This window comes from Rhodococcus sp. GQ147, from assembly GCF_059759155.1.
The window spans coordinates 49,190-64,389 of record NZ_JCAXDU010000014.1; the positions used below are offsets into that span (position 1 = coordinate 49,190).

20 protein-coding genes are annotated in these 15,200 nt (G+C 67.8%); 9 read left to right on the forward strand and 11 right to left on the reverse strand.

Annotated elements, in window-relative coordinates; genetic code table 11:
• Window positions 1-42 precede the first annotated feature (42 nt).
• The 4 genes from AC6CID_RS16540 to AC6CID_RS16555 all read left to right on the forward strand — a co-directional run bounded on the left by AC6CID_RS16540 (window position 43) and on the right by AC6CID_RS16555 (window position 3,382).
• On the forward strand, window positions 43-771 hold the full coding sequence (locus tag AC6CID_RS16540; RefSeq protein ID WP_006551298.1) for an amino acid ABC transporter ATP-binding protein: 729 nt from the start codon (window positions 43-45) through the stop codon (window positions 769-771).
• 68 nt (window positions 772-839) lie between these two features.
• A complete protein-coding gene (locus tag AC6CID_RS16545; RefSeq protein ID WP_064060786.1) occupies window positions 840-1,673 on the forward strand; it encodes a glutamate ABC transporter substrate-binding protein in 834 nt (277 codons plus the stop codon).
• A gap of 123 nt (window positions 1,674-1,796) precedes the next feature.
• Window positions 1,797-2,477 (forward strand): amino acid ABC transporter permease, encoded by a 681-nt coding sequence (locus AC6CID_RS16550; protein ID WP_006551296.1) that lies wholly within the window; start codon window positions 1,797-1,799, stop codon window positions 2,475-2,477.
• Entirely contained in the window at window positions 2,474-3,382 is a 909-nt protein-coding gene (locus tag AC6CID_RS16555) for an amino acid ABC transporter permease (protein WP_006551295.1), read from the forward strand. Before AC6CID_RS16550 ends, AC6CID_RS16555 begins: the two co-directional genes overlap by 4 nt.
• Before the next feature lie 56 nt (window positions 3,383-3,438).
• Here AC6CID_RS16555 and recX read toward each other — a convergent pair whose 3' ends face one another.
• The 6 genes from recX to AC6CID_RS16585 all read right to left on the reverse strand — a co-directional run bounded on the left by recX (window position 3,439) and on the right by AC6CID_RS16585 (window position 7,811).
• Window positions 3,439-4,056, reverse strand: coding sequence for a recombination regulator RecX (gene recX / locus AC6CID_RS16560; RefSeq protein ID WP_033096537.1), 618 nt, complete (start codon window positions 4,054-4,056; stop codon window positions 3,439-3,441).
• A gap of 104 nt (window positions 4,057-4,160) precedes the next feature.
• Window positions 4,161-5,204, reverse strand: coding sequence for a recombinase RecA (recA, locus tag AC6CID_RS16565; protein WP_006551292.1), 1,044 nt, complete (start codon window positions 5,202-5,204; stop codon window positions 4,161-4,163).
• Between the two features lie 277 nt (window positions 5,205-5,481).
• Window positions 5,482-5,676, reverse strand: coding sequence for a DUF3046 domain-containing protein (locus AC6CID_RS16570; protein ID WP_006551291.1), 195 nt, complete (start codon window positions 5,674-5,676; stop codon window positions 5,482-5,484).
• 37 nt (window positions 5,677-5,713) lie between these two features.
• Window positions 5,714-6,859 carry a glycosyltransferase gene (locus AC6CID_RS16575; RefSeq protein WP_211269808.1) on the reverse strand — a complete coding sequence of 382 codons (1,146 nt, stop codon included), beginning with the start codon at window positions 6,857-6,859 and terminating at the stop codon, window positions 5,714-5,716.
• 40 nt (window positions 6,860-6,899) lie between these two features.
• Window positions 6,900-7,622, reverse strand: coding sequence for a PIG-L deacetylase family protein (locus AC6CID_RS16580; RefSeq protein ID WP_033096535.1), 723 nt, complete (start codon window positions 7,620-7,622; stop codon window positions 6,900-6,902).
• A gap of 15 nt (window positions 7,623-7,637) precedes the next feature.
• Complete coding sequence (locus AC6CID_RS16585) at window positions 7,638-7,811, reverse strand: hypothetical protein (protein WP_006551287.1); 174 nt, start codon at window positions 7,809-7,811, stop codon at window positions 7,638-7,640.
• A gap of 248 nt (window positions 7,812-8,059) precedes the next feature.
• Here AC6CID_RS16585 and AC6CID_RS16590 point away from each other — a divergent pair, with 248 nt between their 5' ends.
• The 3 genes from AC6CID_RS16590 to AC6CID_RS16600 are packed head-to-tail and all read left to right on the forward strand — an operon-like array spanning window position 8,060 to window position 9,955.
• Complete coding sequence (locus AC6CID_RS16590) at window positions 8,060-8,656, forward strand: biotin transporter BioY (protein WP_006551286.1); 597 nt, start codon at window positions 8,060-8,062, stop codon at window positions 8,654-8,656.
• Between the two features lie 16 nt (window positions 8,657-8,672).
• Entirely contained in the window at window positions 8,673-9,353 is a 681-nt protein-coding gene (locus AC6CID_RS16595; RefSeq protein ID WP_498354210.1) for an energy-coupling factor ABC transporter ATP-binding protein, read from the forward strand.
• Window positions 9,350-9,955 (forward strand): CbiQ family ECF transporter T component, encoded by a 606-nt coding sequence (locus AC6CID_RS16600; RefSeq protein ID WP_019289168.1) that lies wholly within the window; start codon window positions 9,350-9,352, stop codon window positions 9,953-9,955. Before AC6CID_RS16595 ends, AC6CID_RS16600 begins: the two co-directional genes overlap by 4 nt.
• A 59-nt stretch (window positions 9,956-10,014) precedes the next feature.
• Here AC6CID_RS16600 and pspM read toward each other — a convergent pair whose 3' ends face one another.
• From pspM to pgsA, 4 genes are all read right to left on the reverse strand, one after another.
• Complete coding sequence (pspM, locus tag AC6CID_RS16605) at window positions 10,015-10,824, reverse strand: phage shock envelope stress response protein PspM (protein WP_006551284.1); 810 nt, start codon at window positions 10,822-10,824, stop codon at window positions 10,015-10,017.
• A 26-nt stretch (window positions 10,825-10,850) separates the two neighbouring features.
• Entirely contained in the window at window positions 10,851-11,657 is an 807-nt protein-coding gene (pspA, locus tag AC6CID_RS16610; protein ID WP_006551283.1) for a phage shock protein PspA, read from the reverse strand.
• 200 nt (window positions 11,658-11,857) lie between these two features.
• On the reverse strand, window positions 11,858-12,244 hold the full coding sequence (locus tag AC6CID_RS16615) for a helix-turn-helix domain-containing protein (protein WP_006551282.1): 387 nt from the start codon (window positions 12,242-12,244) through the stop codon (window positions 11,858-11,860).
• A gap of 194 nt (window positions 12,245-12,438) precedes the next feature.
• On the reverse strand, window positions 12,439-13,203 hold the full coding sequence (gene pgsA, locus AC6CID_RS16620; protein WP_072740498.1) for a CDP-diacylglycerol--glycerol-3-phosphate 3-phosphatidyltransferase: 765 nt from the start codon (window positions 13,201-13,203) through the stop codon (window positions 12,439-12,441).
• Between the two features lie 43 nt (window positions 13,204-13,246).
• On the opposite strand from pgsA, the gene AC6CID_RS16625 reads away from it, so the two are divergent.
• Together AC6CID_RS16625 and AC6CID_RS16630 are read left to right on the forward strand one after the other, a co-directional pair.
• The gene (locus tag AC6CID_RS16625) at window positions 13,247-13,774 is read left to right on the forward strand and encodes an amino-acid N-acetyltransferase (RefSeq protein ID WP_228045020.1); all 528 of its coding nucleotides are present in this window, start codon (window positions 13,247-13,249) and stop codon (window positions 13,772-13,774) included.
• 26 nt (window positions 13,775-13,800) lie between these two features.
• On the forward strand, window positions 13,801-14,085 hold the full coding sequence (locus tag AC6CID_RS16630; RefSeq protein ID WP_033096530.1) for a YciI family protein: 285 nt from the start codon (window positions 13,801-13,803) through the stop codon (window positions 14,083-14,085).
• Here the strand turns inward: AC6CID_RS16630 and AC6CID_RS16635 are convergent.
• Window positions 14,075-15,058: a TerC family protein gene (locus AC6CID_RS16635; RefSeq protein ID WP_006551278.1), complete on the reverse strand. Its 984-nt coding sequence runs from the start codon at window positions 15,056-15,058 to the stop codon at window positions 14,075-14,077. The genes AC6CID_RS16630 and AC6CID_RS16635 overlap by 11 nt on opposite strands.
• Between the last annotated feature and the right edge of the window lie 142 nt (window positions 15,059-15,200).

A 15,200-nucleotide genomic window follows, 5' to 3' on the forward strand; every position in this document is an offset into this window, starting at 1 on the left:
GGAACGGATCGTCCGTCCGAGAAGTCGGACACCAGCTCGTCCATGATCTCCATGAACGGGGTGAACAAGCATTTCGGATCCCTGCACGTACTGCAGGACATCAACCTCGAGATTCCGCGAGGACAGGTCGTCATCGTCGTCGGCCCATCGGGTTCGGGCAAATCGACCCTCTGCCGCACCATCAACCGGCTCGAACCGATCGATTCGGGAGAGATCCACGTCGACGGCACCCTGCTGCCGGAGGAGGGCAAGGCACTCGCCCGCCTTCGTTCGGACGTCGGCATGGTGTTCCAATCGTTCAACCTCTTCGCCCACAAGACGATCCTCGAGAACGTCATGCTCGGCCCCCTCAAGGTGCGCAGGATCAAGAAGGACAAGGTCCGCGAGTCGGCGATGCAGCTGCTCGACCGGGTCGGGATCGCCAATCAGGCCGACAAGTACCCGGCGCAGCTGTCGGGCGGCCAGCAGCAGCGCGTGGCGATCGCACGCGCGCTCGCGATGAATCCCAAGGTCATGCTGTTCGACGAGCCCACCTCCGCCCTCGACCCCGAGATGGTCCAGGAGGTCCTCGACGTGATGACCTCCCTCGCGAAAGAGGGCATGACGATGGTCGTGGTCACCCACGAGATGGGATTCGCCCGCAAGGCCGGCGACCGCGTTCTGTTCATGGCCGACGGTCGCATCGTCGAGGACACCGATCCCGAGACCTTCTTCACCGCACCGAAATCCGATCGCGCCAAGGACTTCCTCGGCAAGATCCTCAGTCACTGACCTGATTCCCGCACCGACGGGCCACCCGGTCCGTCGGACGTAGTTCCGAACCGCACCGGAGGTATTCGATGAAATTGTCCCGCTCCATCCGCCTGGGCATCGGCGCCGTCGCCGTGGCAGTGGTCGCCACGGCGTGCGGTGGCGACGAGACGCGCAGTGTCTCGCAGTCCGCGGACAACGGCACCCTGACGGTCGGTATCAAGTTCGACCAGCCGGGCCTGGGCCTGCGCAACCCGGACGGTTCGTTCAGCGGGTTCGACGTCGAGGTCGCCAAGTATGTCGCCGGTCAGCTCGGTGTGTCCGAGGAGAACATCGAATTCAAGGAAGCTCCGTCCGCCCAGCGCGAGACCCTCATCCAGAACGGTGAGGTCGACTACATCGTCGCGACCTACTCGATCACCGATTCCCGCAAGGAGAAGGTGGACTTCGCCGGCCCGTACTTCATTGCGGGCCAGTCGCTCCTCGTGCGCGCGGACGACACCGAGATCACCGGACCCGACTCGCTCAACGGCGGCAAGCGCCTGTGCTCGGTGGCGGGTTCGACCCCGGCCCAGAACGTGAAGGACAACTACGCGCAGGACGTCCAGCTCCAGGAGTTCGACACCTACTCGCTGTGTGTCGAGGCGCTGCGCAACGGCGCGGTCGACGCGGTGACCACCGACGACATCATCCTCGCCGGCTACGCCGCGCAGAGCCCGGGCGACTTCAAGGTCGTCGGTGAGCCGTTCACCACCGAGCGCTACGGCATCGGTCTCGCCAAGGGCGACGACGAGTCGCGCAATGCGATCAACGACGCGATCGAGGAGATGATCGCCAGCGGTGCGTGGGAGGCCGCATTCCAGGAGACGGTCGGCGCCTCGGGCTACGAGCTCCCGGAGCAGCCGAGCGTCGATCGCTACTGAGTGTCGATCGTCACCGAGTACGGGTACCACCCGTCACGTCCGGCGGTGCGGCCGGTCCGTAATCCCACGGACCGGCCGGACCGTTCCGGACTCCCACCCGTCCCCTCGATCCCGGAGTGACCTGTGGATCTGTTGAGCAAGTACAGCAGCCAGCTACTCGACGCGTTCTGGACCACGATCCAGTTGACCGTCATCTCGGCGATCGGTGCACTGATCCTCGGAACGATCCTCGCCGCGATGCGCGTGTCCCCCATCCCGGTGGCGCGTGCCGTCGGCGCCGCCTACGTGACGATCTTCCGGAACACCCCGCTGACCCTCATCATCATCTTTTGCCTGTTCGGTCTGTCCCAGACGCTCGGCATCAAGCTGGCCTCCGAGTCGTCGCCGACCTTCCTGGTGGACAACAACTTCCGGCTCGCTGTGCTCGGCCTGAGCGTCTACACGGCGGCCTTCGTGTGCGAGTCGCTCCGCTCGGGCATCAACACGGTCTCGCTCGGACAGTCGGAGGCCGGCCGCTCGCTGGGTCTGACCTTCAGCCAGAATCTGCGCCTGATCGTCCTCCCCCAGGCTTTCCGCGCGGTCATCGCCCCGCTCGGTTCGGTGCTCATCGCGTTGACCAAGAACTCGACGATCGCCTCCGTCATCGGCGTGTCCGAGGCCTCGCTGCTGATGAAGACGATGATCGAGAACGAAGCGGCCATCTTCGTCGTCGGTGGCATCTTCGCGCTCGGATTCGTCATCCTCACCCTTCCCACCGGCCTGCTCTTCGGCCGGCTCAGCAAGCGATACGAGGTCGCCCGATGAGTGCACACGGAACCGTTCTCTACGACGCACCCGGGCCCCGCGCCAAGGCGCTCTACCGGATCCTGTCGGTGGTCGTGGTCGCGCTCCTCGTCCTGGTCGGCTGGATCGTCTACCGCGCGCTCGACGCCAACGGACAGCTGACGGCCGCCAAGTGGGAGCCGTTCGTCGAATCGTCCAGCTGGACCACCTATCTGCTGCCCGGCATCCGCGGCACGATCATCGCGGCCGTCGCGTCGATCGTGCTGGCACTCGTGCTCGGCACGGTCCTGGGTATCGCGCGTCTGTCCGACCACCGGTGGGTCCGCTGGATCGCCGGCACGATCGTCGAGTTGTTCCGCGCCGTCCCGGTGCTGATCCTGATGATCTTCGCCTACCAGGTGTTCGCCGAGTACCGCGTCTTCAAGTCCGGATATCTCGCGCTCGCGGCGGTCATCACCGGCCTGACCCTGTACAACGGCTCGGTCATCGCCGAGATCGTGCGCGCGGGCATCCGATCGCTTCCGCGTGGTCAGAGCGAGGCCGCCTACGCGATCGGCATGCGGAAGAACCAGCTCATGCGACTGATCCTGCTGCCGCAGGCCGTGACGGTCATGCTCCCGGCGATCGTGTCGCAGATGGTGATCGCGCTCAAGGACTCCGCGCTCGGCTACCTCATCGGCTATGTCGAAGTGGTGCGTTCCGGCCAGCAGCTCGGCGCGTTCTTCCAGAACTACCTGCCGTCGCTGCTGGTGGTCGCGGCGATCATGATCATCCTCAACAGTGCGCTGACACAGTTCGCGATCTGGCTCGAGAAGCGTCTGCGATCCGGGAAGCGGAAGAAGGGTGCCGTGGCGGCCGAAGAGCCGCAGACGATGCCCACGATGTCGGTGCCGGGCCTGGACCTGAGCGGCGAGGGCCGCAAGTAACAGCAGCACTGCGGTTGCGAAGTTCGCAGTCGAGCCCAGGCGTTTCGCAGTCGGGCTCAGTCGTGCGGGAGGTCGCTCGCGTCGGCACCGAACGTCGCGAGTTCTTCCCGCACGACATCGAACGCCATCCCCTGCGCGTAGCCGCGCCGGGCCAGCATCCCGACCAGCCGCCGCACCAACTTGTCGCGTTCGGCCGCGATCTCGCGCCGATCCCCTTCGGTGGGCAGCGGCGGCTGGGTGCGGAGCTTCTTGCGGACCAGTTCGACCGCCCGTTCCCGTTCGTCGGCGGTGTCGATCTGCTCGAGGGCAGCCGCCGCGTCGTCGGCGTCGATTCCCTTGCGGCGCAGTTCGAGTGCGATCGCGCGCTTACCCTTCCCCGCGTGCAGATGCCGTGAACGTGCCCACTGGTTGGCGAAATCCGCGTCGTCGATCAACCCGACCTCGGTGAGACGGTCGAGGGCACGTTCGGCGACGTCGGACGCGAACCCCTTCTGCTCGAGCTTCGTCGCGAGCTCGGATCGGCTGCGTGCCCGATCGGTCAGCAGACGGAGACAGACGTCCTTGGCCTGCGCTTCGGTGCCGCCGCCGGGCAGTTCCTGCTCGGTGCGAGCCGAGCGCCGCCGTCCGCGTCGTTCGCGCCGGGCGTCGGGGCGTCGTTCCTCGGAGTCGTCCATGACGCGCACAGTAGCCGGACGCACCGACAGCGCGGCCGCGTGCGGATACGCCACGGGGGCACGGACGACGTGCGTCCGTGCCCCCGTGGGGCCGTGGGCGGTGACTAGAAGTCGACCGGCTCCTCGACATCACTCGGATCGGTGAGAACGGCACCGATGCCGAGCTTCTCCTTGATCTTCTTCTCGATCTCGTCGCGCACATCGGTGTTCTCGAGCAGGAACTTGCGGGCGTTCTCCTTGCCCTGCCCCAGCTGGTCGCCCTCGTAGGTGTACCAGGAGCCGGACTTGCGGATGAAGCCCTGCTCGACACCCATGTCGATGAGCGAGCCCTCCTTCGAGATGCCCTGGCCGTACAGGATGTCGAACTCGGCCTGCTTGAACGGAGGCGAGACCTTGTTCTTGACGACCTTCACGCGGGTGCGGTTGCCCACCGCGTCGCCCCCGTCCTTGAGCGTCTCGATCCGGCGCACGTCCAGACGCACGGAGGCGTAGAACTTCAGCGCCTTACCGCCCGTGGTGGTCTCGGGCGAGCCGAACATCACGCCGATCTTCTCGCGCAGCTGGTTGATGAAGATCGCGGTGGTGCCGGAGTTGTTGAGCGCACCGGTCATCTTGCGCAGTGCCTGGCTCATCAGGCGGGCCTGGAGACCGACGTGACTGTCGCCCATCTCGCCCTCGATCTCGGCGCGGGGCACGAGCGCCGCGACCGAGTCGATGACGATGATGTCGAGCGCACCCGAGCGGATGAGCATGTCGGCGATCTCGAGGGCCTGCTCACCGGTGTCGGGTTGGGACACGAGCAGGGCGTCGGTGTCGACACCGAGCTTGCGCGCGTAGTCCGGATCGAGGGCGTGCTCGGCGTCGATGAACGCCGCGATGCCGCCGGCGGCCTGCGCGTTGGCGACCGCGTGGAGGGCCACCGTCGTCTTACCCGAGGATTCCGGGCCGTAGATCTCGATGACGCGCCCGCGCGGCAGGCCGCCGATACCGAGAGCCACGTCGAGTGCGATCGACCCGGTGGGAATGACTGCGATGGGCGGACGGACGTCCTCGCCCAGGCGCATCACCGAGCCCTTACCGAAGCTCTTGTCGATCTGCGCGAGGGCGAGCTCGAGCGCCTTCTCGCGGTCGTGAGCCTGTGCTGCCATCTTGGTCCCCTTAATAGAATCTCGTCCTTGTTGTCGACGACGTTAGAACCCGGCACCGACAAGTTCGCTGTCGCGACCGCGGAAACGCCGTATCTGTGGATGGAATCACCACCTGTGGACAACCCACCCGGCGTTCCCAGCATAGCCGAACACGTGTTCGAAATCCGGTCGCTTCGTGTACGCCAGGAATGGTCTCATCCCGGTCGGACAGAGAATCGATTCCGGCATCTACTCCTGCACCGATTCCGGTCGGGAACAGCCCCGACCGGCTCCGCGGCTACCGCCGCACGGGTGGGACGTCGAACTCGTCGCAGAGAGCGCGCCATACCTCCCGGGGCTCCTGTCCCGCCTCGATCGCCTCGGCCGCCGTCCGTCCACCGAGCGAAAGCAGCACGTGATCGCGCAGCAGGGCATCGCCGTGCATCTGTCCGAACTCGTCCCGGACCACCTCGTAGAACTCCGTCAACCGCACCCCGACCACGGTAGTCGCGCGCGGTGTGGCGCGACAGTCAGTCCGCTGCGGCCTCGCACACCGCGACCGGATCCTCCACGTCGCCGGCACCGTCCGCGGCCGCACGAGCCGCGGCGGCGAAGTCCGGCGACGACAGCACGGTGTCGATCGCGGAGCGGACCGCATCCGCGTCGAGCGGACGCACCACCACCGCACTCCCCTGCCGTGCGGCGCGGTTCGCCAGCTCCCACTGGTCGCCGCCCCCGGGAACGATCACCGCCGGAACCCCCGCACTCAGCGTCTTGGCGAGCATCCCGTGCCCACCCCCGCACACGACGACATCGGCCTGCCGGAGCAGGACGTCCTGCCTGCCGCGACCCGAGACGGCCCAGCTGGGGAGCGACTGCGGCGGAGGGTCGAGCATCGTCGCGGCGACCCGCATCCCGGCCCCGTCGAGTGCGTCGCAGACCGTCTCGACCATCCCGGTCACGCCGGTGACCGCGGTCGACGGCGCGACCATCACGAGAGGTCCGTCCCCTGGCGGCGGATCGAGGATCTCCACGGTGGGTTCCCACAGCAGCGGACCGACGACGTGCGCGTGCCCGGGCCAGTCGGGACGTGGCACCTCGAGTGCCGGCAGGGTGGCGATCAGCCGGGGCCGGGGCCCGGGATCGCGCGCCGGCAGACCGATCCCGACGCGTGCGGCAGAACGCTCGCGCTCCCCCTGCCGCAGCGATCTCGCGGTCATCGCTCGCAACGCGGCATCCCTCAACCGGCCCCGCACGCCCCTGCCCACATCGAGACCGCTGCCGATCGGCGGGAGCCCGCGCGACGGCAGGTACAACGGGTGCGGCGAGAGCTCGACCCACGGGATCCCCAGGCGCTCGGCGGCCATCCCTCCGCCGGCGGTGAGCACGTCCGCCACGACGAGGTCGGGTAGCAGGGCCCCGAGATCCGGGAGCATCTCGCTCGCGATATGGGCGGCGCGGGCGTGGATCTTCGCCCCCGCGTCGCCGTCGTCGTCCCCGAGCCGGGGCGCCAGCCCCTTCAACTCAGCGAACGTCACACCGGGCAGCTCGAGGCCGAGCCATCGTTCGCCCGTGAGGACGACCGCGTCGTGCCCGGCATCCGCGAGCCGCAGCGACAACGCGATCGCCGGAATCGCATGACCCGCATCGGGCCCGGCCACCACCGCCACTCGCACGCGCACAGCCTGCCACAGGCCACCGACGGCGGGACGCTTCCTATCCCGCGAAGGTGTACAACTCGAACCCGGAGGCGCGCTCGGCAGCGAATCCCGGCAGCGGCGCCGATGCGCGCTCCACCTGTTCGCGCGCTTGTGCCTCCACCGGCCTGTCGTCGAGAGCCTGCAGGTACAGACGGTGCGCCGCGAGGGACTCGACTGCCAGTTCGACCGTATCGGTCACGTCCACCGCGTGGGTCGGAGGCGAACCCGGACACACGGCAGCCCATCGCACGCCGTGCCACGGTTCCAGACCGCGTTCGGTGAGTTCCGGGAAGATCCATTCGTTCGCGGCATCGGAGACGGCGTCGAGGACGCTGATCCCGAGCGCCCGATGGTCGGCACTGTTGACCCAGCCCGGCCGGGGCGACAGCCCGAACGCGAGCGTGACCACCATCTCAGGACGATGACGTCGGATGGCGGAAGCGATGTCGCGACGGAGATCGAGACTCGGGACGAGTCGACCATCCGGGTGCCCGAGGAACTCGACGGTATCCACTCCGACGATCCGCGCGGACTCGCGCTGCTCCGATTCCCGCACCGGCCCGCTCTTCTCGGGCGACAGACCGGCGATGCCCGCCTCGCCACTGGTGGCCAGAACGTAGGAAATCTCCTTGCCCTGTCGGGTCCACCGCGCGATCGCCGCCGCCGCGCCGTATTCGATGTCGTCCGGGTGGGCGACGACGACGAGTCCGCGTTGCCAGTTCTCCGGTACCGCCTCCACAGCTGCCCCCTTCGTCTACAGACGTGTCAGGTCGTGCTTGTCACCTCCCGATACTGCCTTGTACAGCAGGTATCCGCCGAAGATCACGGCGCCGAGTACGAGAAAGCCGAACAGGTTGTCGAGCAGGGCGCCGAGGACGGCGAGACCGACCCACACCACCGCGACGATTCCTACGATCTTCCAGAACATTGGGTACTCCCACCCTCGATGCCGACCTCTTCCGAGTCGGACTCCGTTTGCTCGGTACGCCTCGATCCTGACAGCTCGAGCAATGAAAAACAGCAGGTCAGCGCAGATATCAGGGAAAGATCAGGGGACACCCGGAGGCGCACCCCGGTGTGGCCCACGGGCACCCGGAGACGGGTCGGTGACCCGCGGCACGCCGGTACGGCTTAGGCTCTACGGGTTCGCCGTCCATACCAGAAGGCTGAGTAACCGTGTCCTCGTCCCCCCGTATCCCCGCGCGCGACCTCGCGCAGATCGCCGTCTTCGCCGCCCTGATCATCGCCCTGGGACTGCCCGGTCAGATCAGTATCGGATCGTCCGGCGTGCCCATCACGCTGCAGACCTTGGGCGTGATGCTCGCGGGTGCACTGCTCGGCGCACGCAAAGGTGTCCTGTCGGTGCTCACCGTGATCGTGCTGGGGCTGGCGCTGCCCGTACTCGCCGGCGGGCGCACGACCCTCACCTCGCTGGCAGGTCCCACGGTGGGCTTCCTCATCGGCTGGATCCCTGCCGTCGCCGTGATCGGCTGGCTGAGCATGAAGATGCTGCCGCGATACCGCACGTTGCCCGGTGTGGCCGTCAACGTCCTCGGTGGCATCGTCGTCCTCTACGCCTTCGGTATCGCAGGCATGGTCCTGCGCACGGATCTCACGGTGTGGGCCGCCGCCGCGGCCAACGTCACCTTCCTGCCGGGCGATCTGGCCAAGGCGGTCGTCGCCGCAGCGGTCGCCGCCCAAGTGCATCGCGCCTATCCCGCACTGGCGGCACCGCGCATCGCGCACCGCCCCGCTGCGGATCCTGCGCACTGACGCCGTCCGACCGTCGATGAGCGAGATCCGATTCCGGGAGGTGCGGCACGCCTACGGCGACCGCACCGTCCTCGACGGGGTCGACGTGGTCCTCACCGAACGACGCGTCGGCATCGTCGGAGCGAACGGCAGCGGCAAGTCGACGATGGCGCGCATGATCAACGGCCTGCTCGTCCCGTCGTCCGGCTCGGTGACCGTCGACGGCCTCGACACGGCGCGCAAGGGCCGGGAGGTCCGCAAGAAGGTCGGATTCGTCTTCACCGACCCGGACCATCAGATCGTCATGCCGACGGTCGCCGAGGACGTCGCCTTCTCGCTGCGACGCAGCGGACTCGGCAAAGAGGAACGCGAAGCCCGGGTAGGGCAGGTCCTCGCCGACTTCGGGCTCGCGGGGCATCACGACCACCCCAGCCACCTGCTGTCGGGCGGCCAGAAGCAGTTGCTCGCGCTCGCCGCGATCATGGTGACCGACCCGGCGGTGCTCGTCGCGGACGAACCGACGACCCTGCTCGACCTGCGCAATACGAAGCTCATCGCGCGCACCTTCGCGAGCCTTCCGCAGCAGGTGATCGCGGTGACCCACAATCTCAAACTCCTCGTGGACTTCGATCGTGTGCTGGTGGTCGACTCGGGGCGGGTCGTCGCCGACGACGAACCGGCGTCCGCGCTCGCGTTCTACCGGAATCTGATCGGGTGAACACGTTCGGCCTCTACCATCCCGGACGCTCCGTCCTGCACCGGCTTCCGGCGGGAGCGAAGCTGCTCGCGGTCGCAGCACTGATCCTTGCGCTGACCCTGTGGATCCGGCAACCCTGGCAGGTGCTTCCCGCCCTGGCCTTGGCCGTGCTCGCGTATGCGGCCGCGCGCATACCTCCGCGTCTGGCGGTTGTGCAGCTGCGGCCGCTGGTGTGGATGCTGGCGATCATTGCAGCGTTCCAGGTGCTCGTGGCGGGGTGGGAACGGGCGGTGGTGATCTGCGGGTCGCTGCTCGTGGCGGTCGCCCTGGCCGCCCTGGTGACCCTCACGACGCGGACCACCGACATGCTCGACGCGATCGTGCGGGCGGCCCGTCCCCTCGCGCGCGTCGGGGTCGATCCCGACCGGGTGGGACTCGTGCTGGTGATGACCGTCCGCGCGATCCCGCTGATCGGCACCGTGGTCACCCGCGTGACCGAGGCACGCAAGGCGCGCGGTCTCGGATTCTCGTTGCGGGCGCTGGTGGTTCCGGTGGTGGTGGGAGCCCTCCGCACCGCGGAGGCGATGGGCGAGGCCCTCGCCGCTCGCGGTGTCGACGACTGAGAGGTGTCGACGACCGACGTGTTCGGCTCGCGGTATCGATGATGGGGGTGTTCCACCCCTCAGGGGTGGTAACGCTGCTCGATCTGCCCCAACTCGCGCCAGGACTGCGCCCAGCTCTCGAGTTTGTCGGACGTGGCGATCAGTTCGGCGCGTCGCTGGTCGAGCATCGCCAGCGACCGGTTACCCTCGGCGGTCGCGGCGAGGCGTGCTGCGGCGGCGACGAGTTCCTCGAACTGGTCGACACCCGTCCCGAGACGCTCGCCCGCGTCGACGATGGCCGCGGACAGATGGGTCTTGGCGGCCGCACTGCCCTGCGCGGCGGATTCGAGGGCAACGACGTCCTCGACGACGGCATCGAGTGCGGATGCGGCTGCGCGGGCCGCGTCGTCGATCTCGGTGAGGTCGTCGGGGGCCACGGAGTTCGACCGCACGAGCACACCGAGCAGGCGCCGCAGGCTCTCCTCGTTCGCCGCGAGGCGTTCCATCGGGGCGCGGGCGACCGAACCGGCCGGTGGCAGCGACCGGCGGCGCGGCGGCGGTGGGGGCAGCGGCACCGCATCGAGGCGACGGAAGGTACGGACGGCGAGGACGGCAGGCACTGCGAGAGCCGCCGTCGCTCCCCCGGCCGCGACGAGCGTCCATTCAGGAGCCGACGCGACGGCCAGGGTCGCGGTGCCGATCGCCGTGGTGCCCGAGCCGGCACCGAAGAAACTGGCACGCCGACGCGCGCGACGCTTCTTACGCCGCAAGCGGGCGGCGGGATCGCGCCAGCGGCGCGCGGCCTCCATCGCGTTGCCGGTGGCATCGCGGAACGCAGAGACGACCGAACCGGGGATGTTCCCGGTCCGGTCGTCTCCGGAGACGTTCACGGCGGATCAGTTCCGAGGCGTGCGGATCAGCGGCCGGTGGTACCGGCAGCGTTCGGGGGCTCTTTGCGCGTGTCGACGGCAGGGTTGGCGGGGGTGCCCGGAAGCGCCTCGCCCTTCATCGACGCCCGGATCTGCTCGAGTCGGCTGTGACCGGCCATCTGGACGGTGGCCTGCTGAACCTCGAGCATGCGGCCCTGCACCGAGTTCTGGGCGAGCTCGGCCGAACCGAGAGCGTTGGCGTAGCGACGCTCGATCTTCTCGCGGACGGCATCGAGGCTCGGAGTGGTGCCCGGAGCTGCGAGGGTCGAATCCATCGAACGCAGCGACTCGCTCACGCGCTCCTGCATCTTGGCCTGCTCGAGCTGGCTGAGCAGCTTCGTGCGCTCTGCGACCTTCTGCTGCAGCGCCATGGCGTTCTGCTCGACAGCCTTCTTGGCCTGCGCGGCGGCCTGGAGCGACTGGTCGTGCAGCACCTTGAGGTCCTCGACGGACTGCTCGGCGGTGACGAGCTGTGCCGCGAAGGCCTCGGCCGCGTTCGTGTACTGGATCGCCTTCTCGGTGTCGCCCGCCGCCGTGGCCTGGTCGGCCATCATGACGGCCTGGCGGGCACTCGCGTTGAGCTTCTCCACCTCGTCCAGCTGACGGTTGAGCTTCATCTCGAGCTGACGCTGGTTACCGATAACGGAGGCCGCCTGCTGCGAGAGTGCCTGATGCTGACGCTGCGCGTCCTCGATCGCCTGCTGAATCTGGACCTTCGGATCGGCCTTCTCATCGATCTTCGAGTTGAAAAGCGCCATCAGGTACTTCCAGCCCTTGACGAAAGGATTAGCCATGGGTGTGATCCTGCCTCCATCTGGTACGCCGCGCCGAACGCGACCCGGTACGCGGCCCTCGCGCCCCGGTTCGAAGATCGCCGGTCCGCTGCTACCCCCGACGACCCACCTGCCCCGGCCGGGTCCGTGCACGCACCACGCCCCGGCTCGATGTCGCTTACGACCGTATCCGGCGAGACCGGCACGGTTCGTGATCCATGTTAGGCGGCTGCCAGCGCCTGTGCGGCGGGTGCAGGGATCACCATGCGCGGCTCCTGCGCGAGCAACCCGGGCTCGGCGGTGGCGCCGTCGTCGGACCGCTCGGCCGGTGCCGTGTCGGCTGCGGTGGTCTCCATGTCCGTGCGACGGTCGAGGCCGTCCGCCAGCAGACCGCTCACATCGAACAGCACGTCGGACAGCGGGACCTCCAGTGCATCGCAGATGGCCGCGAGCAGTTCGCTCGAGGCCTCCTTCCTGCCGCGCTCGATCTCCGAGAGATAGCCGAGGCTGACCCGGGCGCTGCTGGAGACTTCGCGCAGGGTGCGGCTCTGCGAAACACGGGTGCGCCGAAGGCTGTCACCGAGTGCCTCACGCAACAACAGCGCCATCCCATCCTCCTTCGTCCGTCGTGCCGACACCTCGTCAACGCACGACGACGCTGCGAGGTTCCCGCAGATCGATCGGACCTCGATACCGCGGTGTCCAGACATTACAACGCCGACGGCGGTTGCAGACGCCCGAGTAGTCCCGACACAGCGGTGTCGACCGCACCGAGCCGGATCCCGCACGTCCCGCCCCGTGGTTACCGGGCGTCCTCACCCACCGTGCGGCCGTCGCCCGGCATGTCCTGGGCAGCGGCGCCCTCCCCCGCGGCGCCCTCCCCCGCGACGTCCACCCTCGGGACGTCCTCCGCACGGGCGGTCTCGCTCTCGCTCCGGCGCACCCCGGTACGCAGCCGGATCGCCTGGACCACGTAGTCGAGTCCCGTCACCACCGTCAGGGCGACCGCCAGGATCATCAGGCCGATCGCCACCGGCGCTACCGATTCGGGCAGCGGCAGCAGGTAGACACCGATGGCGAGCGTCTGCACCAGCGTCTTGAGCTTGCCACCGCGACTCGCCGGGATCACGGCGTGCCGGAGCACGGCGAACCGCAGGGCGGTGATCCCCAGCTCCCGAGCAGCGATGATCCCGGTGACCCACCACGACAGGTCACCGAGCATCGACAGCCCGACCAGCGCGGCACCGATGAGGGCCTTGTCGGCGATAGGATCGGCGAGTTTGCCGAAATCGGTGACGAGACCGTGCTTTCGCGCGAGTTGACCGTCGATCCGGTCGGTGATGGCGGCGATCGCGAAGACTCCGGTCGCCGCGAGCCTCCACCCGATGTCGTGCCCGTCGCCGACGAAGAGCAGCACCAGGAAGACCGGTACCAACGCGATCCGACCCACCGTCAAGATGTTGGCGATGTTCCACAACGGCACCGGATCGTGCGGGCTCCCGGCGTGCGGTCCCGGTGCGGCGCCGCTCCCGCCCGACGCGGTGACATGCTGGCGGGGCGTGCTCATGTGCCCCACAATATCGGTAGCCGCACGCGCTACTGTTCACCGCATGACGACACCGCCGACGAACCACGACTCGAACGATCGAATGGTCGTACGGCGCGCCCGAACCTCCGACGTGCCCGAGATCAAGCGGCTCATCGACATCTATGCGGGCAGGATTTTGCTCGAGAAGAATCTGGTGACCCTGTACGAGGCCGTCCAGGAGTTCTGGGTGGCCGAACTCGGGGGTCGGGTCGTCGGGTGCGGGGCCCTGCACGTGCTGTGGTCGGATCTCGGCGAGGTGCGCACCGTGGCCGTCGACCCGTCCGTCAAGGGCCACGGCGCAGGTCACCTGATCGTCGAGCGCCTCATCGAGGTCGCCCGCGAGCTCGAGCTGGAACGACTGTTCGTGCTCACCTTCGAGGTGGAGTTCTTTGCGCGGCACGGTTTCACGGAGATCCAGGGGACTCCGGTGACGGCCGAGGTCTATGCGGAGATGTGCCGGTCGTACGATACGGGCGTCGCGGAGTTCCTGGACCTGAGCTACGTGAAACCGAACACGCTCGGGAACACCCGGATGCTCCTCACCCTCTGATCGAGACCCACGAAAGCGAGGCCCGCATGGCCCTGTTCGCCGTCGAGTACACCTATTCGGATGCGACCGCCTCGGCGCGCGACGAGCACCGCCCGAAGCACCGAGCATGGCTCGGCGATCTCGTCGAACAGGGCATCGTGCGGGCGACCGGCCCGTGGACCGACGGTTCGGGTGCGCTCATCCTCGTCGACGTGGCCGACGAGGCCGCGGCGCGCGAACTGATGGCCCAGGACCCGTTCGCGCAGCGCGACCTCGTCGATGCCGTGCGCATCACCGGGTGGAACCCGGTGATGGGCGTGTTCAACTCCTGACGGATTCCTTCTCACCGCGCGTCTTGAGCAGGCTGGCCACCGTCGTCACGGCCAGCACTCCGACGATCACGATCAGGGACACGCCGGTGGAGATCTCCGGGACGGCGACGTGCTCGCCGCCGTTGATCCAGCCGAGCGTGTTCTCATGCAGGGCGTGGAGCACCAGCTTCACGCCGATGAACGCGAGGATGATCGACAGTCCGTAGGACAGGTAGACCAACCGCTCGAGCAGACCGCCGATGAGGAAGAACAGCTGGCGCAGGCCCATCAGCGCGAAGGCGTTCGCAGTGAACACCAGGTACGGCTCGTTGGTCAGACCGTAGATCGCGGGGATCGAGTCGAGCGCGAAGAGGATGTCGGTGAAGCCGATCGCGACGAGCGCGAGCAGCATCGGCGTGACGAACTTCTTGCCGTCGATGCGGGTGACGAGGCGGTCGCCGTCGTACTCGTCGTGCACCGGCAGGAACTTCCGGGCCAGCTTGACCATCCGGTTCTCCGAGATGGCCTGCGGGTCCTCACCGTGGTCGCGGATGAGCTTGACCGCCGTGTAGATGAGGAAGAAGCCGAACAGGTAGAACACCCAACTGTAGGCGTTGATCGCCGCGGCACCGACCGCGATGAAGGCTCCGCGCATGACCAGCGCCAGCACGATGCCGATGGTGAGGACCTTCTGCTGGTACTCACGGGGCACCGCGAAGGTGGCCATGATGATGACGAACACGAAGAGGTTGTCGACCGACAGCGCCTTCTCGGTGATGTAGCCGGCGAAGTACTCACCGCCGTAGGTCGGTCCCCAGACCGCGAAGACGATCACGCCGAAGAGGATCGCGATGGCGACGAAGACGGCCGACCAGAAACCGGATTCGCGCAGTGTGGGCGCGTGCGGCTTGCGGACGTGGGCGAAGAAGTCGAAGATGAACAACCCGATGATGACGGCGATCGTGATCAACCAGGTAGTCAGGTTTACGTGCATGGGCACATAGGCCTTCCGGTAGGTATGTGTACCTGCCGGAGGTCTCTCCCGCCCGGACTATCGCCGGACCGACGGCCCCGGGACGGCATCGGTGCCGAACGTGTTGACGAGACCGCCGCGGATCTGGGGATACTCCCCTCCA